This is a genomic window from Lysinibacillus sp. HST-98 (assembly GCF_016757845.1).
Classification (GTDB): Bacteria; Bacillota; Bacilli; order Bacillales_A; family Planococcaceae; genus Lysinibacillus; species Lysinibacillus capsici.
In genome coordinates this window covers 487060-505324 of record NZ_JAENHX010000002.1, presented here as the reverse complement: position 1 = coordinate 505324, position 18265 = coordinate 487060, and the positions used below count along the sequence as shown (strand labels likewise).

The 18265-nt window shown below is 38.4% G+C and carries 14 protein-coding genes; all 14 read left to right on the top strand.

The window, feature by feature from the left end:
• Positions 1–78: 78 nt before the first annotated feature.
• The 14 genes from JIN86_RS08120 to pnp all read left to right on the top strand — a co-directional run bounded on the left by JIN86_RS08120 (position 79) and on the right by pnp (position 18195).
• Complete coding sequence (locus JIN86_RS08120) at positions 79–1785, top strand: proline--tRNA ligase (protein ID WP_202341655.1); 1707 nt, start codon at positions 79–81, stop codon at positions 1783–1785.
• A gap of 268 nt (positions 1786–2053) precedes the next feature.
• On the top strand, positions 2054–6385 hold the full coding sequence (locus JIN86_RS08115) for a PolC-type DNA polymerase III (protein WP_202341654.1): 4332 nt from the start codon (positions 2054–2056) through the stop codon (positions 6383–6385).
• Positions 6386–6720: 335 nt separating this feature from the next.
• Positions 6721–7197 carry a ribosome maturation factor RimP gene (gene rimP, locus JIN86_RS08110; RefSeq protein ID WP_004269252.1) on the top strand — a complete coding sequence of 159 codons (477 nt, stop codon included), beginning with the start codon at positions 6721–6723 and terminating at the stop codon, positions 7195–7197.
• Positions 7198–7221: 24 nt separating this feature from the next.
• Entirely contained in the window at positions 7222–8361 is a 1140-nt protein-coding gene (nusA, locus tag JIN86_RS08105; RefSeq protein WP_131521881.1) for a transcription termination factor NusA, read from the top strand.
• A gap of 136 nt (positions 8362–8497) precedes the next feature.
• Complete coding sequence (rnpM, locus tag JIN86_RS08100; RefSeq protein WP_004269250.1) at positions 8498–8776, top strand: RNase P modulator RnpM; 279 nt, start codon at positions 8498–8500, stop codon at positions 8774–8776.
• Positions 8773–9081 carry a YlxQ family RNA-binding protein gene (locus tag JIN86_RS08095; RefSeq protein WP_004225011.1) on the top strand — a complete coding sequence of 103 codons (309 nt, stop codon included), beginning with the start codon at positions 8773–8775 and terminating at the stop codon, positions 9079–9081. Before rnpM ends, JIN86_RS08095 begins: the two co-directional genes overlap by 4 nt.
• A gap of 14 nt (positions 9082–9095) precedes the next feature.
• Entirely contained in the window at positions 9096–11381 is a 2286-nt protein-coding gene (gene infB / locus JIN86_RS08090; RefSeq protein ID WP_202341653.1) for a translation initiation factor IF-2, read from the top strand.
• Positions 11381–11659 carry a DUF503 domain-containing protein gene (locus JIN86_RS08085; protein ID WP_004225006.1) on the top strand — a complete coding sequence of 93 codons (279 nt, stop codon included), beginning with the start codon at positions 11381–11383 and terminating at the stop codon, positions 11657–11659. Before infB ends, JIN86_RS08085 begins: the two co-directional genes overlap by 1 nt.
• A gap of 77 nt (positions 11660–11736) precedes the next feature.
• Positions 11737–12078, top strand: a complete 342-nt coding sequence (gene rbfA, locus JIN86_RS08080) for a 30S ribosome-binding factor RbfA (protein ID WP_004225003.1) — start codon at positions 11737–11739, stop codon at positions 12076–12078.
• A gap of 115 nt (positions 12079–12193) precedes the next feature.
• The gene (truB, locus tag JIN86_RS08075) at positions 12194–13105 is read left to right on the top strand and encodes a tRNA pseudouridine(55) synthase TruB (RefSeq protein ID WP_202341652.1); all 912 of its coding nucleotides are present in this window, start codon (positions 12194–12196) and stop codon (positions 13103–13105) included.
• A gap of 12 nt (positions 13106–13117) precedes the next feature.
• Positions 13118–14065, top strand: coding sequence for a riboflavin biosynthesis protein RibF (gene ribF / locus JIN86_RS08070; protein WP_009371159.1), 948 nt, complete (start codon positions 13118–13120; stop codon positions 14063–14065).
• Positions 14066–14239: 174 nt separating this feature from the next.
• The gene (gene rpsO / locus JIN86_RS08065) at positions 14240–14509 is read left to right on the top strand and encodes a 30S ribosomal protein S15 (protein ID WP_008178982.1); all 270 of its coding nucleotides are present in this window, start codon (positions 14240–14242) and stop codon (positions 14507–14509) included.
• A 434-nt stretch (positions 14510–14943) separates the two neighbouring features.
• Positions 14944–15465 (top strand): DoxX family protein, encoded by a 522-nt coding sequence (locus tag JIN86_RS08060; RefSeq protein ID WP_202341651.1) that lies wholly within the window; start codon positions 14944–14946, stop codon positions 15463–15465.
• A 615-nt stretch (positions 15466–16080) separates the two neighbouring features.
• Positions 16081–18195: a polyribonucleotide nucleotidyltransferase gene (gene pnp / locus JIN86_RS08055; protein WP_004224987.1), complete on the top strand. Its 2115-nt coding sequence runs from the start codon at positions 16081–16083 to the stop codon at positions 18193–18195.
• The last annotated feature ends 70 nt before the right edge of the window (positions 18196–18265 follow it).

Here is an 18265-nt window from a genome sequence, read left to right as displayed (position 1 = left end):
GAAACATTGCGCTCAAAGCTAAATTTGTTTATGCTATTGAGAGTATAAACTTATCTATTGAAAAAGGTGGAACACTGAATGAAGCAAAGTAAAACATTTATCCCAACGTTACGTGAAGTACCTGCTGATGCTGAGGTAAAATCGCATAAGCAATTACTACGTGCAGGGTTTATTCGTCAAAATACAAGTGGGGTATACTCGTATTTACCGCTTGCAAAACGTGTGCTAACAAAAATTGAAACAATTATTCGAGAAGAAATGGAAGCTATTAACTCCATTGAGCTACTAATGCCATCTCTACAATCTGCTGAGCTATGGCAGGAATCAGGTCGCTGGGAAAAATACGGACCTGAATTAATGCGCTTAAAAGACCGACATGACCGTGATTTTGCATTAGGGCCAACACATGAAGAAGTCATTACAACTTTAGTCCGTGATGAAATTAAATCATATAAAAAATTACCGCTAACATTGTATCAAATTCAAACGAAATTCCGTGATGAAAAACGTCCTCGCTTTGGCTTACTACGAGGAAGAGAATTTATCATGAAGGATGCTTATTCTTTCCATGCGTCACGTGAAAGTTTAGATGAAACATATGAAGATATGTATCGTGCTTATTCTAATATTTTCTCCCGTCTCGGCTTAAACTACCGTGCTGTTATTGCAGATGCAGGTTCGATTGGCGGTAAAGGAACACATGAATTTATGGTCCTTTCTGAAATTGGGGAAGATACAATTGCGTACTCAGATACTTCTGATTATGCAGCAAATATCGAAATGGCTGAAGTAATTGTTGACTATCAACCATCTGATGAAGCTTTAAAAGATGTAGAAAAAGTAGCAACACCAGAGCAAAAAACAATTGAAGATGTTTCAGCATTCTTAAATGTAGAACCTGCTAATGTCATCAAATCTCTAGTTTTTGATGTAGATGGAGAGCTTGTTGTAGTCCTTGCTCGTGGGGATCATGAAATTAATGATATCAAATTGAAAAATGCACTTGATGCAGGATCTGTGGAACTTGCAAGTGAAGCAGCGATTCAAGAATTATTAGGATGTGGCATTGGCTCAATTGGTCCAGTGAAATTACCAGTAGACGTAAAAGTAGTAGCAGACCATGCTATTAAATCTATCCGTAATGGTATTGCAGGTGCCAACGAAGATGGATTCCATTTAGTCAATGTTAACCCAGAGCGTGATTTTGCAGTTAATGACTATTTAGATATTCGTTTTATTCAAGAGGGAGATCCTTCTCCTGATGGACAAGGTAACATTAAGTTTGCAGAAGGTATCGAGGTTGGTCATATTTTCAAATTAGGTACTACATACTCTGCTAAAATGAATGGTACTTTCTTAGATGAGCAAGGTAAGGCTCAACCATTTATTATGGGGTGCTATGGTATTGGTGTTTCTCGTATTCTAGCTGCTGTAGCGGAGCACTTCCAAGATGACAATGGCTTTACATGGCCAACACAATTAGCGCCGTATGATATTCATGTTGTGCCAGTTAACACAAAAGATGAGGCACAAGTGGCATTAGCAGAGGAGCTTTATGGCTTATTAAAATCATACCGTTATGATGTGTTACTAGATGATCGTCCTGAACGTGCGGGTGTAAAATTTGCTGATGCTGATTTAATTGGTTTACCTGTTCGAGTAACTGTTGGTAAAAAAGCAACAGAAGGTATTGTAGAAGTGAAATTCCGTCAAACGGGTGAAACATTTGAATGGAAAAAAGAAGAAGTAATTGATCGCCTGAATGAATTTTTCCGTAAAAATTAATGACGAGCTAAAAATTGGTGATCATTAGAATTGGATGCTTTTAATAGAGGCTTTCGTATAATTTTGATAAGATAGATATAAATAATTCGCGACACTTCTGCGGGACAGTGAGCCAAGCAAGCAACAACAGATGGTAAAATATCTGTTAAACTTGAAGAGCGCCCGCAGTGTGGGAGCGAATTTTTTTCTTGAATTCATCATGCGTTTGAGACGAATTAGAACATGAGGCTAAAGAAATTGCCTCTTTCTGAAAGTAGGTGTCATTAGATTGGAACAGCAACAAGAGGCAAGAATGAGACTTCGAATGCTCTTGCAACAACTAGAGTTAACAGATGATGTATATATGTCATTTTTTGAGGAAGGTGAACTATCACGCCTGACAGTTCATAAAAAGGATAGACTTTGGCATTTCACAATTAAGTTAAAGGATATATTACCGTTTCCGTTATATCAGCTTTTCCGTACGCATTTGACAGAGAAATTTTCAGCGATAGCACAAGTTAATACAACATTTGAAACATTAGAAAAAAATATCACAGAGGAACTGGTGCAGGCGTACTGGCTAAATGTTGTGGAACAAATTGATGAGATGGCTCCAACGCTTAAAAATTGTCTCATCACCCAAATACCAACGTGGAACGGCCAAAAAATGACTTTATCCTGTATGCAGGAAATGGAATTTATGATGCTCAAAACGAAGTATGCGGACAAACTAGCAGAAAGCTATGGTCAATTTGGTTTCCCTCGTATGGCAATCGACTTTGTGCTACAAGAAGAAACGGAAGAAATGATCGCGGCACAAGAAGCATTTATGGAGCAGAAACGTCTGGAAGAAGTGGCTCTGGCACAGCAAGCGATGCAAGATTTCCAAAAGCGTGAGCAAGAGAAGAAAGACAATCCGGCACTGGCTAACCTTGGCGACCGTCCATTCCAACTTGGGATGCATATTAAAGATGATGAAATCATGGAAATTAAACGGATTGTTGAAGAAGAACGCCGTGTTATTATTGAAGGATTTGTTTTTGATACGGAAATAAAAGAATTAAAAAGTGGACGCTCCTTATTACAAATCAAAATTACCGACTATACAGATTCCATCATTGTTAAAATGTTTTCTCGTGACAATGATGATGCTGAATTAATGCAACATCTGAAAAAGGGCATGTGGGTTAAAGTTCGAGGCTCTGTTCAAACCGATACGTTTATTCGTGATTTAATCGTCATGGCGAATGATATTAATGAAATCAAAAAAGAAACACGACAAGATTTAGCACCAGAGGGTGAAAAGCGTGTTGAGTTACATTTGCATACACCAATGAGCCAAATGGACGCTGTTACACCTGTTGATCGGCTTGTTGCTCAAGCTGCAAAGTGGGGGCATCCAGCAATAGCTATTACAGATCATGCGGTGGTGCAATCTTTCCCTGAAGCATATGCAGCGGGCAAAAAACATGGCATTAAGATTATTTATGGTCTGGAAGCAAATTTAGTTGATGATGGTGTACCAATTGCCTATGCTCCAGAGCATCGTTTATTGGCAGACACAACGTATGTTGTTTTTGACGTAGAAACGACAGGGCTATCAACGGCATATGATACCATTATTGAATTGGCTGCAGTTAAAATTAAAGATGGACAAGTGATTGATAAATATGAAAGTTTTGCAAATCCACATCATCCACTTTCGGCTACTACCATTGAATTAACAGGTATTACGGATGATATGGTTCGAAATGCACCAGAGGTAGAGCAGGTCATTAAAGAATTTCATGCCTTTATTGGAGATGCAATCGTTGTCGCTCATAACGCATCATTTGATATAGGCTTCCTATATACAGGCTATAAAAAATTTGGTCTTGAAGACACAGTCCATCCTGTCATTGATACATTAGAGCTAGCAAGATTGCTTTATCCTACAATGAAAAACCATCGCTTGAATACACTGTGTAAAAAATTCAATATTGAATTAACACAGCATCACCGAGCAATTTATGATACAGAGGCGACAGGATATCTACTGCTGCAGCTATTAAAGGATGCTGATGAGCTAGCTATTAAATACCATGATGACTTCAACAAGCATATTGGTGGTGGGGATGCTTATAAAAAAGGTAGACCTATGCATTGTACAATTTTAGCGGTAGATAATGCAGGTTTAAAAAACTTATTTAAAATCGTTTCACACTCTCATACAAAAACATTCTATCGTGTTCCCCGGGTGACACGCGCTGTGCTTGAACAATATCGTGAGGGTTTATTAGTTGGATCAGGTTGCAGTAATGGTGAAGTATTCGAAACAATGATGAATAAGTCTCCAGAGGAAGCAGAGAAAGTCGCTCGTTTTTATGATTATATTGAGGTGCAACCGAAGGCTGTATATGCACCATTAATCGAACGCAATGTTGTACGTGATGAATGGACATTAGAAGATATTATCCGTAAACTTGTTAAACTCGGGAAGAAGCTAGATAAACCTGTTGTTGCAACTGGAAATGTTCATTATTTAGATCCGACAGATGGGATGTTTAGGCAAATACTTATTGGTTCACAAGGTGGAGCAAATATTTTAAATCGTTCTAAGCTACCAGAAGTCCATTTTAGAACAACTGATGAAATGCTGAAAGAATTTGATTTTTTAGGACCGGATCTTGCGAAAGAAGTGGTTGTGACGAATGCTCAAAAAGTAGCAGCAAGTATTGGGGACGTTAAACCGATTAAGGATGACCTATATACACCAAAAATTGAGGGTTCTGATGATGAAGTAACCAATTTAACTTATGAAATGGCCCATCGTATTTATGGTGAGGAGTTACCGGAAATTGTGAAAGCTCGAATTGAAAAAGAGTTAAAATCGATTTTGGGACACGGTTTTGGTGTAATTTATTTAATTTCTGCCAAGCTAGTGAAAAAATCATTAGCTGATGGCTATTTGGTAGGGTCACGTGGTTCGGTCGGTTCCTCATTAGTAGCCACTTTTATGGAAATCACAGAGGTTAACCCATTACCTCCTCACTATATTTGTCCTAGTTGTAAACATTCCGAGTTTTTTGATGATGGATCTGTCAGCTCAGGCTTCGATTTACCAAATAAAGACTGTACGGAATGTGGAACACCTTATAAAAAAGATGGACAAGACATACCATTTGAAACCTTCCTTGGTTTCAAAGGTGATAAGGTACCAGATATCGACTTGAATTTTTCGGGTGAATATCAGCCTCAAGCACACAATTATACAAAGGTGCTATTTGGTGAAGATTATGTATTCCGTGCTGGAACAATTGGTACCGTGGCCGAGAAAACAGCATATGGCTATGTGAAAGGCTATGCAAGTGATCATAATTTACATTTTCGTGGAGCAGAAGTTGATCGTTTAGTTCAAGGCTGTACAGGAGTAAAACGTACAACTGGGCAACACCCTGGAGGAATTATTGTTGTTCCAGATTATATGGACATTTATGATTTTTCTCCAGTGCAATTCCCTGCAGATGCGCAGGATGCAGAATGGCGTACAACCCATTTTGATTTCCACTCTATTCATGACAATATTTTAAAGCTAGATATACTTGGACACGATGATCCAACGGTGATCAGAATGTTACAGGATTTATCGGGAATCGATCCTAAAACAATCCCGACCGATGATCCTGTCGTCATGAAAATTTTTAGTTCTCCTGAATCTTTAGGCGTTACGGAAAAGCAAATTGGCTGTAAGACAGGGACATTAGGTATACCAGAATTCGGTACGCGTTTTGTACGTCAAATGCTAGAAGATACGAAGCCTTCGACATTCTCGGAGCTTGTACAAATTTCTGGACTTTCCCATGGAACAGACGTATGGCTAGGGAATGCACAAGAACTAATTCAAAACGGTACATGTGTGCTAAAAGAAGTAATTGGTTGTCGTGATGACATTATGGTGTATTTAATTTATCAAGGTCTAGAGCCGTCACTAGCCTTCAAAATTATGGAATCTGTTCGTAAAGGGAAGGGATTATCAGAAGAATTTGAAGCCGAGATGCTCGCCAATAAAGTACCAGGTTGGTATATTGAATCTTGTAAAAAGATAAAATACATGTTCCCGAAAGCCCATGCCGCAGCATACGTGCTAATGGCAGTACGAATTGCCTGGTTCAAGGTACATTTTCCAATTCTTTATTATGCAGCGTATTTCACAGTTAGAGCAGATGATTTTGATTTAATTGCAATGGTGCAAGGCTCGCAAATGATTCGAGCACGGATTGATGAAATCAATATGAAGGGCTTAGATGCCTCCACTAAAGAGAAAAACTTATTAACGGTGCTGGAGCTTGCATTGGAAATGTGTGAGCGAGGTATGAGTTTCCAAAAGGTTGACCTATATCGTTCCCAAGCTAGTGAGTTTGTCATTGATGGCAATTCACTCATCCCTCCGTTCGATGCAATTCCGGGTCTTGGAACCAACGTGGCGAAAACGATCGTAGCTGCTCGTGAAGAGGGAGAGTTTTTATCCAAGGAAGATTTACAACAACGTGGTCGTGTTTCCAAAACACTTATTGAATACATGGACCAGCTTGGTTGTTTAGAAGGCATGCCTGATGCTAATCAGTTATCGCTATTCTAGTATTGCAATTGTTTTGCATTGAAAGGTCACAATGTAAATTCAAATTCCTGACACAATATGGTTATCTATAATGAAGGAAATTTGCATTGTGTCGAGAACTGTGCTATTCTTATGGTAATAATTTGTTGATATTTTTCCAGCAAAAGAGTGGGGCATACCCGCTCTTTTCTGTTGTTTAACCGTAGCAAAACAAATTTTGACTAACAGCAGGTAAGACCGTAAAATTTCACCAAAGCAACTGGTGGAATTTCTGTTTTATTATGGTTCATCACTGCTTTATCTTGATAGTGATGAACAATTCATACGCTAGAATTTGATAAATACAGGAGGAAATAATGAGCAAAGTACCATCTTTAATTGAAGAGCTCGCTAAACCAATTGTGGATGAGTTAAATCTTGAGCTAGTGGATATTGAGTTCGTAAAAGAAGGACGAAACTGGTTTTTACGTGTCTATGTTGATACACCTGAGGGTGGAATTGACATCGATCAATGTGCTCAAGTGAGTGAACGACTAAGCTTGTTATTGGATGAAAAAGATCCAATTACACAAAACTATTATTTAGAAGTTTCTTCGCCTGGAGCGGAACGTCCATTAAAAAAAGATACAGATTTTGTCAAAGCAGTTGGCAAGTTTATTTATGTAAAAACCTATGAGCCCATCAAGGACATGAAGGAATTCCAAGGCTACTTAACGTCATACGATGAACATACATTAGTGATGGAAGTGCGTATTAAAACACGTAAAATAACAGTAACAATTGAACAAGAAAAAATCGCATTGGCACGACTTGCCATTGATTTTTCAGCATAAAGCATATTTAGGAGTGAAAACAAAATGAGTAGTGATTTGTTAGATGCGCTGAATGCGCTAGAAGAACAAAAAGGAATTTCAAGAGATGTGTTAATCGAAGCCATTGAAGCGGCATTAGTTACAGCTTACAAACGCAACTTTAACCAAGCACAAAATGTTCGAGTAGACTTAAATTTAGATAAGGGCTCAATTCGTGTATTTTCACGTAAAGATGTTGTGGAAGAGGTAGAAGATGATCGTTTGCAAATTTCTTTAGAAGATGCAAAAGTCATTAATCCAGCCTATCAGCTAGAGGACATCGTGGAACAGGAAGTAACACCGCGTAACTTTGGACGCATTGCTGCACAAACAGCAAAGCAAGTAGTTACACAACGCGTACGTGAAGCGGAACGAGGTTTAATTTATGAGCAGTACGTAGATCGTGAAGATGATATCGTAACTGGCGTTGTTGAACGTTTAGATGCTCGTAATATCTATGTAGGTTTAGGGAAAGTAGAAGCAGCATTGCCTGTTAATGAACAAATCCAAGGTGAATCTTATCATCCACATGATCGTATTAAAGTGTATATTACAAAAGTGGAACGTACAACTCGTGGACCTCAAGTGATTGTGTCTCGTACACATCCTGGTTTATTACGTCGATTATTTGAGATGGAAGTACCTGAAATTTATGAGGGTATTGTAGAGATTAAATCAATCGCACGTGAAGCTGGAGATCGCTCTAAAATTTCTGTTTTCGCTCATAATGAGGAAGTGGATCCAGTTGGTTCATGTGTTGGGGCAAAGGGTGCTCGTGTACAAACGATTGTCAATGAACTAAATGGTGAAAAAATTGATATCGTAGAATGGTCTGAAGACCCAGTTGTATTTGTAGCTAATGCATTAAGCCCATCAAAAGTATTAGATGTACAAGTGAATGAAGAAGAAAAGTCGACAACAGTCGTTGTACCAGACTATCAATTATCTCTAGCTATCGGTAAACGTGGGCAAAATGCTCGCCTAGCAGCGAAGCTTACTGGCTGGAAAATTGATATTAAGAGTGAGACTGATGCTCGTGAATTAGGTATTTATCCTTCGGCTACAAGCACTTTCATCCCTGCTGATGATGAAGAAAGTGATTTTGATGATGTAGCAGTTGACTTATATCAAGACGACGAAGAATAAGTAAGAAAGCCCGTGTGACAAGTTAGCTGACAGTATTCAGTGGGCCCCCTACGCCGACTGAATACTGTCAGAGCGTCAAGTAGAGCATGACTTGTCCACCTCTTACGACAAGCTTCAGAGAGGAATGGTGATTCTTATGGCTGTAAACAAAAAAGTACCTCTTCGTAAATGTGTAGCAACTGGAGAAATGCTACCAAAGAAAGAGATGATACGTGTTGTTCGTTCGAAAGAGGGCGAAGTAAGTGTAGATGTCTCCGGGAAAAAGCCTGGGCGTGGTGCCTATGTCTCTAAATCAGAGCAGGCAGTTGACCTTGCGCGTAAGAAAAATGTATTAGGGCACCAACTTGATGTGAAAATTCCTGAAGAAATATACGAGGAACTTATTTTGCTGATTCGTAGGGAGTCAATTTTATGATAAATCAAGCAATATTTAATTTGCTTGGAATCGCAGCAAGAGCACGTAAAGTGATTTCAGGAGAAGAGTTAGTAGTAAAGGAAGTCCGCAATGGCAATGCTAAACTAGTACTGCTTGCAAACGATGCTTCTAAAAACTCTAGTAAAAAAATTCAAGATAAGTGCACGTACTACAACGTTGAGTATCATGTAATTGGAGATCGATATGATCTAGGACATGCTACAGGTAAGGAGGCCCGAGTGGCTTTAGCGATTACCGATAAAGGTTTTGCAAGTAAATTGTCTAGTCTACTCAACGAAAACTAATCGGGGGTGAGCAGATGACCAAAATCAGAGTTCATGAATATGCGAAGCAAGTGAATAAAACGAGTAAAGAGGTTATTGAAGCACTAAGTAAATTAAATGTGAGTGTAACAAACCATATGTCTATGTTGGAAAAAGACGCTGTGGCAAAGTTAAATCAAACATTTAAAGCAACACCTGAGAAAAATGTAGCAAAACAATCAACTCAAAACATGGCACAAAAACCTCAATCAAATGGCCAGCAAAAACCACAGCATTCGGTGAAAAAGCAAGAAGGACAAAGGCAGCAATCTGCTACTTCTAAGCCAAAAGCAAACAATCAGCAACATGCACAGCAAAACTCAAATTCGTCTAACGAAAAATCTAAGAATACAAAAGGTAATCAAAATAGAAATATGACACAAAATAATAATAATAATAACAATAATAATCGTAGAGGTGGCGGTGGTTACAACCAACGTCCAAAACCAGGGATTCATGGAGGCAAACGTCGCCATCCAAAAACGCATCAACCATCAATTCCAGTGAAACAAAAGGAACTTCCAGAAAAAATTACTTTTGTTGAATCATTATCAGTTGCAGAATTAGCAAAAAAATTACACCGTGAGCCATCTGAAATCATTAAAAAATTATTCATGCTTGGCGTAATGGCAACAATTAACCAAGAATTAGATAAGGATGCAATTGAATTAATTTGCGCAGACTATGGTGTAGAAGTGGAAGAGGAAATTCGTGTAGATATTACGGATTTAGAAACACACTTCGAGCAAACAGAAGAAGTAAACGAGGCAGATTTATCAGAACGTCCGCCAGTTGTAACAATTATGGGTCACGTTGACCATGGTAAAACAACTTTATTAGACTCTATTCGTCATACAAAAGTAACAGCAGGAGAAGCTGGTGGTATTACACAACATATTGGTGCATACCAAGTTACAGAAGGCGACAAGAAAATTACATTCCTTGATACACCAGGACATGCGGCTTTCACAACAATGCGTGCACGTGGTGCAAAAGTAACGGATTTAACAATTTTAGTTGTAGCTGCTGATGATGGTGTTATGCCACAAACAGTAGAAGCGATTAATCACGCCAAGGCAGCTGAAGTACCAATTATTGTGGCTGTGAATAAAATGGATAAACCATCGGCAAATCCAGATCGTGTGATGCAAGAATTAACAGAACATGGCTTAGTTCCTGAAGCATGGGGTGGAGATACAATTTTCGTTCCAATTTCAGCGTTAAAAGGTGAAGGCATTGATACATTGTTAGAAATGATTTTACTTGTAGCTGAAGTTGGAGAGCTTAAAGCAAACCCAGAACGTTTAGCACTTGGAACAGTAATCGAAGCGCAGCTTGATAAAGGTCGTGGCTCGGTTGCTACGCTTTTAGTACAAGATGGAACATTAAAAGTAGGTGACCCAATCGTTGTAGGTCATACGTATGGTCGTGTACGTGCGATGGTAAATGATAAAGGTCGTCGTGTAAAAGAAGCTGGTCCATCAACTCCAGTTGAAATTACAGGTTTAAATGATGTACCTCAAGCAGGTGACCGTTTCGTTGTCTTTGAAGACGAAAAAACAGCGCGCCAAGTTGGGGAAACAAGAGCAATGTCAGCGATTCAAGCACAACGTTCAGAAAAACAACGTGTAACGCTTGATAACTTATTTGAACAAATGAGCCAAGGCGAAATGAAAGAGCTTAACTTAATTGTGAAAGCTGACGTTCAAGGTACTGTTGAAGCAATGGCAGCCTCCCTAATGAAAATTGATGTGGAAGGCGTAAATGTGAAAATTATTCACACAGGTGCTGGAGCTATTACCGAATCTGATATTTCTCTTGCAGCAGCTTCTAATGCGATTGTTATTGGATTTAACGTCCGTCCGGATGTTAACGCAAAACGTGCTGCAGAAGAAGAGGGCGTAGATATTCGCTTACACCGCATTATCTATAAAGTAATTGAAGAGATTGAACAAGCAATGAAAGGTATGCTTGATCCTGAATTTGAAGAAAAAATTATTGGTCAAGCAGAAGTTCGTCAAACAATTAAAGTATCAAAAGTTGGTACAATTGCTGGTTCATATGTAACTGAAGGAAAAGTAACACGTGATTCAGGTGTACGTGTGATCCGCGATAATGTCGTTATTTTCGAAGGTGAGTTAGATACGCTTAAACGCTTCAAGGATGAAGTAAAAGAAGTGGCAAAAGGATACGAATGTGGTATTACAATTACAAACTTCAACGATATTAAAGAAGGCGATATTATTGAAGCCTATATTATGGAAGAGATTAAACGCGCCTAATGATCGTGTATGCAGAGGTTGAATTTATCATTCAAACTGCCCATTCGTTAAAGGAAAAACGTGCTGTCTTACAGCGTATGATTACCCGCACAAAGCAGAAATTTAACGTTTCAATTGCGGAAATTGACCATCAAAATGTATGGCAGCGAACGAAATTAGCACTTGTTGCTGTTTCATCATCAAAAGAAGCAGCTGAACGGGAAATTAATCACGCGCTCCATTATTTACAGTCAAATCCGTCATGGGAACAGCTTAATGTGTGGCGAGATTATTTATAAGTAACAGTAGATAGTTGAGAAGCATGCACAGCAATAAAATAGCAACTATCTGTACATCGAAATAGAGGTGACAAATTATGTCTCTACGTTCAAACCGTGTTGCCGAGCAAATGAAAAAGGAGCTTGGTGATATACTTGGCCGTAAAATAAAAGATCCGCGTGTTGGTTTTGTGACTGTTACAGGTGTTGAAGTAACGGGTGATTTACAGCAAGCGACAATTTATATTACATCTTTAGGCAATGAACGTGAACGAGAGGAAACGCTTAAAGCTTTAGTAAAAGCTTCGGGCTTCATTCGCTCTGAAATCGGATCACGCATTCGTTTACGACGTACACCAGAATTAATCTTTGAATTTGATTCATCGATTGAATATGGGAACCGTATTGATTCATTGCTTAGAGATTTACACAAAGAATAAGCTAAAAAAGTCTGCCACATGCATGTTTATGCAGGCAGACTTTTTATCTTTATGGAAAAGGTTATATTGCCAATGAGTAAATAAATTATAGAGTAGGCAATTTGGGAGGAGCTATATGAACGGTATTTTACCGCTTTGGAAAGAAAGAGGCATTACAAGCCATGACTGTGTCTTTAAATTACGCAAAATTTTGCGGACAAAAAAAGTTGGACATACAGGGACACTTGATCCAGGTGTTGAGGGCGTACTACCAATTTGTATTGGCCAAGCAACTCGAATAGCAGAATATCTAACTGATGCAGGGAAGATCTATGAAGCGATTATTTCAATAGGTCGTACCACAACAACCGAGGATGCAGAAGGTGAAACCGTTGAAGAAGATCTTACGATAAAAAATTTTTCTCGGGAGCAGTTGTTAGAGGTTTTAGCTTCATTAACTGGCGTTATTGAACAAACACCACCCATGTTTTCAGCAGTAAAAGTAAATGGGAAGCGCCTCTATGAATATGCACGAAAAGGCGAAAGTGTTGAAAGACCAACTCGCCAAGTAACAATTTATGATTTAGAGCTACTTGATGAACTAGCACATTATGAGGGGCAAGAAATCACATTTCCAGTACGTATCGCTTGTAGTAAAGGGACATATATTCGAACATTAGCTGTGCAAATTGGTGAGGCTCTTGGCTATCCAGCGCATATGAAAGAGCTTGTACGAACTGCTTCGGGTACTTTTACACGGGAAAACTGTTTTACGTTAGGGCAGGTTGCTGAACTAATGGAGGCTGAGCAAGTAGCTACCTGTATTTTACCTGTCGAGTATGCATTAGCAGACTATCCATTTATTGAGATTACGAAAGCCAATGAAAAAGAAATTTTCAATGGACAAGTGCTTCCAGCAGATGCATTATTAAATAGTCATGATAAAATTGTGTATGGAATCAATGGAAAGGCAGTTGCGGTTTATCAAGCTCACCCAACAAAGGATGGTTTGATGAAGCCACATAAGATGTTTCCGACGATAGAGTAGGAGGATTTTTCAATGGAGGTCATTCATTTAAAATACCCACATCAATTACAGCAACGAGATAGCATGCAGCCGTATTCATTAGCTCTTGGCTTTTTCGATGGTGTACATAGAGGGCATCAAGCAGTTATCAAGGCAGCTAAGGAAGAAGGCAACAAACGACAAATTCCAACTGCAGTGATGACATTCGATCCACATCCTTCATTAGTCCTTGGTGGACGTAACGAAAAGGTTTTTTATATTACACTCTTACAACAGAAAATACAGCTGTTTGAAGAACAGGGTGTGGATACGGTATTCGTTGTTCACTTCACTTCTGATTTTGCCAAACTTTCACCAGCGGCATTTATTGATACATTTATCCGTGGATTAAATATTCAGCATGTGACAGCTGGCTTCGATTATTCGTTTGGAGCATTTGGTAAGGGAACAATGGAAGATATGCGTTTATTAAGTAATGGTGATTATGGCGTTACAATTGTTGAGAAGAAAACAGATGATGTTGAGAAAATCAGCTCTACGCGTATACGCAAGCTATTGCAAGAAGGCGATATGGAAGAAGCAACAGTTTTATTAGGGAGACCGTTTGAAATAAATGGGATTGTTGTACATGGTGATAAACGTGGTCGTACTATTGGTTTCCCAACTGCAAATGTCCAAGCTTTAGAAGGAACGTTTATTCCAGCAAGTGGTGTTTATGCTGTACGTCTGCTTGTACAAAATAACTGGTATGATGGTGTTTGCAACGTGGGCTATAAGCCAACTTTCAAAGATCCAAATGATAAGCAATTATCGATTGAAGTCCATATTTTAAACTTTGATAAAAATATCTACGGTGAAGAAGTACATGTGGCATGGTATAAACGTATACGAAGTGAACGGAAATTCGATGGTATTGAGGCCTTGAAAGCACAAATTGAAAAGGATAAACAAGAAGCAATCCATTACTTTAACCAGCTATAAGAAGTACTTCATTACTGTAGTCACATTATCCAAGTCGACGTTTTACTTGCTTGACTATGTGATTTATGGTAATATTCATAAGTGCATAAATGCTTAACCTTAGCTCGGTATATCGATGACTCCAACGTTTACTGTGCTAATGGGGATTAATTACAATTTAGGAGGTCCATACAAATGGCTATTACAAAAGAACGTAAAAACGAAATTATCGCTGAGTACCGTACTCACGAAAGTGACACTGGTTCACCAGAAGTACAAGTTGCAGTATTAACAGCGGAAATCAACGCTCTAAATACTCACTTACGTACTCACAAAAAAGATTTCCACTCTGAGCGTGGTCTTCTTAAAATGGTAGGTCGTCGTCGTCACTTATTAAAATATCTTCGTGAAACAGACGTACAACGTTACCGTGAATTAATCAACCGTTTAGGCTTACGTCGCTAATTAATAGCAAAAGTAATCCTATATTAGACTGTAGACAAACTGATGTTTGTCTACAGTCTTTTTTTGCGATAATCTTGTTAATTTTGTTCAACAATAAGCCATAACTTTTCTACACTCCGATGAACGATAGATAAAAATGATTTGATACTTGATAAAAGGGTGATATATTCTAATCACATTTCACAGCCCATGTTATAGTCATTGCAATCATCATTTTCAAGTGTAATTGAAGTAGATAAATTGAATGCTAGATTGCTATTATATTTCACGAAATACAATCAAGCAAATTATAGGATAGAGGCTCAAGACAATTGGTACATAAGCGTCAATCATACAATCTAAATGCTATCATTGGATACTCGTAAACGATGGCTATGGGTTAGAAAATAATAGTTGGTGAAATGTAAACTAAATCATTTAGAAGGGTGAGTAGGATGTTTAACCAATTATTAAGAGAGAATAATATTGTTGCAGGTATTTTAACAGTTATTCGTGTTTATTTAGGCTGGCATTGGCTTACAGCAGGTTGGGGAAAACTGTTTAATGGCTTTGATGCATCTGGCTTTTTAGCCAATGCTATTGCAAATCCAGTGACAAGTGGAGAAGAGCTCGCATACCCACTGTATGTAAAGTTTATTGAATCATTTGCTTTGCCAAATGCTGAGCTAATTAATATTCTGGTGCCTTGGGGAGAGTTTTTAGTAGGGCTAGGATTAATTTTGGGATGCTTAACGACATATGCTGCATTTTTCGGTATGGTCATGAATTTTGCCTTCTTAATGGCAGGTACTATATCTAGCAACCCTTGGGATATTTTACTTGCAATCTTTATAGCCGTTGCTGGTTACAATGCTGGAAAATTCGGGCTTGACCGCTTCATTATGCCTATCATAGGTGAAAAGATGGCGAGAAATAAGAAAAAAGAAGTTGTTCAACCTGTTTCTAAAATTACATAATAAACCTTTACATATCTTATATTATATTAGGAGACTACTCATTAGCCTGAATATACCCCGCCCATTATATGGGTGGGGTATTCATGTTGTTGAGAAAAGAAATGTTACTAGCAGAAAAGCCCTTCTTGCAAGGTGATGGGGTGATTTCCGTTCCACTGGGCGTCCGATACTCGCTTACGCAACTTTCACAAAAATTTTATTGATGATTTTGTTCTTCAACACTATGTATATCCGACTATTATTTGCCTGACTTACTAACTTTCCAAGATGATCCTACTTTCTTTTACCTTATAGGATGTTGTATGATAAGCTCCATGTTATAATAAGTCTATTGTTTAAACTTGTACGTGAAAAACTAATGTTAGCGAAGCAGTTATTTCCATTTACATACATTACTTTTCGTCAAGAAGGAATCAATATAAAAAAATCCATATACCAAAAATGCTTTTTCAATAAAATAAAGAAATAAATCTTAAATAAATTGGCAATAACTGAATTTAAATGTATGATTATTTCATGAAATATTATTTAGCATAGAACAAGCATTTTTGGTACACTTACTATTAGTACATACAGACGAAGTAAGTGTTTTTATAATAGAGAGGGGTTCATTGAATGAACGAAAAGAAAGTCTATTCCTATGAATGGGCTGGCCGTCCACTTGTAATTGAAGTAGGACAGTTAGCAAAACAAGCAAACGGAGCCGCATTAGTACGCTATGGCGATACTTCTGTACTTGCTACAGCAACAATGTCAAAATCACCTAAACCACTTGATTTCTTCCCATTAACAGTCAACTATGAAGAGCGTCTATATGCTGCAGGTAAAATTCCTGGCGGCTTTATTAAGCGTGAAGGACGTCCATCTGAAAAGGCGATTTTAGCAAGCCGTTTAATCGACCGTCCGATTCGTCCGATGTTCCCGGATGGTTTCCGTAATGAAGTACAAGTTATTTCTATGGTTATGTCAAATGATCCTGACTGTACATCTGAAATGGCAGCAATGGTTGGTTCATCATTAGCATTAGCGATCTCTGATATTCCATTTGATGGGCCAATAGCAGGTGTACAAGTTGGTTATATTGATGGAGAATTCATTGTAAACCCTACAGTAGAGCAATCGAATCGCTCAACAATTCATTTATCTGTAGCAGGGAACAAAGATGCTATCAATATGGTTGAAGCGGGTGCACTTGAAGTACCAGAGGAAATCATGTTAGAAGCAATTATGTTCGGTCATGAAGAAATCAAAAAAATCATTGCTTTCCAAGAGCAAATTGTGGCAGAGGTTGGTAAAGAAAAGTTACCAGTGACACTATTTGAAATTGACGAAGCAATTCAAGCCGATATAAAAGCAGCTTGTGAGACTGATATGCATGACGCAATTCAAACGGCAGAGAAACATGCTCGTGATGAGGCAATTCAAGCTGTTAAAGAGCGTGTTATCGCTTCCTACGAAGAGCAAGAAGCAGATGACGAAACAATGAAACAAGTGTACACAATTCTTGACAAGATGGTAAAAGAAGAAGTACGCCGTCAAATCACGGAAGATAAGATTCGTCCAGATGGTCGTAAGCTCGACGAAATCCGACCACTTTCTTCTGAAACAGGCTTATTACAACGTACACATGGTTCAGGTTTATTTACACGTGGACAAACACAAGCACTTTCTATTTGTACATTAGGTGCGCTTGGTGATGTACAAATTATTGACGGTTTGGGTGTGGAAGAGTCAAAACGCTTTATGCACCATTATAACTTCCCTCAATTTTCTGTAGGGGAAACGGGTCCAATCCGTGGGCCAGGTCGTCGTGAAATTGGTCATGGTGCGTTAGGTGAGCGTGCACTTGAAGCAGTAATTCCTGATGAATCGATCTTCCCTTATACAATTCGTTGTGTATCAGAAGTACTTGAATCAAATGGTTCAACATCTCAAGCTTCTATTTGTGCGTCTACATTAGCCATGATGGATGCAGGTGTCCCATTAAAAGCACCAGTTGCAGGTATTGCAATGGGTCTTATTAAAAAAGGTGAACATTATTCTATTTTAACGGATATTCAAGGAATGGAAGACCATTTAGGCGATATGGACTTTAAAGTTGCTGGTACAGCTAAAGGTGTAACAGCTCTACAAATGGACATAAAAATTGACGGTTTATCTCGCAATATTTTAGAAGAAGCACTGACACAAGCAAAAGTTGGACGTATGCATATTCTAGAATCAATGCTTGCTACACTGCCAGAGCCTCGTAAACAATTATCTGCGTTTGCACCAAAAATTGTTATTGTAAAAATTAATCCTGATAAAATTCGCGATGTAATTGGACCAGGTGGTAAACAAATTAATAAAATTATTGAAGAAACGGGCGTTAAGATTGATACAGAGCAAGATGGTACAATCTATATTTCTTCTGCTGATGAAGCTATGAATGCACGTGCAAAACAAATTATTGAAGATATCGTACGTGAAGCAAAAGTAGGGGAATACTACTTATCAACAGTGAAACGTATTGAAAAATTCGGCGCCTTTTGCGAAATCTTCCCAGGGAAAGATGGCTTGCTTCACATTTCTGAAATTCAAGAGGAACGTACAAAGCAAGTGGAGGACGTCTTAAAACTTGGCGATCAATTACTTGTGAAAGTGATTGAAATCGACAAGCAAGGTCGTGTGAATTTATCTCGCAAAGTAGTAATTCAAGAGGAAAAAGAGCGCGCTGAACAAGAAAAATAATATCGATTAAAAGGCTGCGTAAATTGCGCAGCCTTTTTCGATAGTAGCAAGAAGAAAAGTAGAGGATTTT

Bases quoted from the DNA above. Each gene is read 5' to 3' on its own strand.
- JIN86_RS08120 (WP_202341655.1), top strand. From the start codon at position 79: ATGAAGCAAAGTAAAACATTTATCCCAACGTTACGTGAAGTACCTGCT.
- rimP (WP_004269252.1), top strand. From the start codon at position 6,721: ATGAGCAAAGTACCATCTTTAATTGAAGAGCTCGCTAAACCAATTGTG.
- nusA (WP_131521881.1), top strand. From the start codon at position 7,222: ATGAGTAGTGATTTGTTAGATGCGCTGAATGCGCTAGAAGAACAAAAA.
- rnpM (WP_004269250.1), top strand. From the start codon at position 8,498: ATGGCTGTAAACAAAAAAGTACCTCTTCGTAAATGTGTAGCAACTGGA.
- JIN86_RS08095 (WP_004225011.1), top strand. From the start codon at position 8,773: ATGATAAATCAAGCAATATTTAATTTGCTTGGAATCGCAGCAAGAGCA.
- infB (WP_202341653.1), top strand. From the start codon at position 9,096: ATGACCAAAATCAGAGTTCATGAATATGCGAAGCAAGTGAATAAAACG.
- JIN86_RS08085 (WP_004225006.1), top strand. From the start codon at position 11,381: ATGATCGTGTATGCAGAGGTTGAATTTATCATTCAAACTGCCCATTCG.
- rbfA (WP_004225003.1), top strand. From the start codon at position 11,737: ATGTCTCTACGTTCAAACCGTGTTGCCGAGCAAATGAAAAAGGAGCTT.
- truB (WP_202341652.1), top strand. From the start codon at position 12,194: ATGAACGGTATTTTACCGCTTTGGAAAGAAAGAGGCATTACAAGCCAT.
- ribF (WP_009371159.1), top strand. From the start codon at position 13,118: ATGGAGGTCATTCATTTAAAATACCCACATCAATTACAGCAACGAGAT.
- rpsO (WP_008178982.1), top strand. From the start codon at position 14,240: ATGGCTATTACAAAAGAACGTAAAAACGAAATTATCGCTGAGTACCGT.
- JIN86_RS08060 (WP_202341651.1), top strand. From the start codon at position 14,944: ATGTTTAACCAATTATTAAGAGAGAATAATATTGTTGCAGGTATTTTA.
- pnp (WP_004224987.1), top strand. From the start codon at position 16,081: ATGAACGAAAAGAAAGTCTATTCCTATGAATGGGCTGGCCGTCCACTT.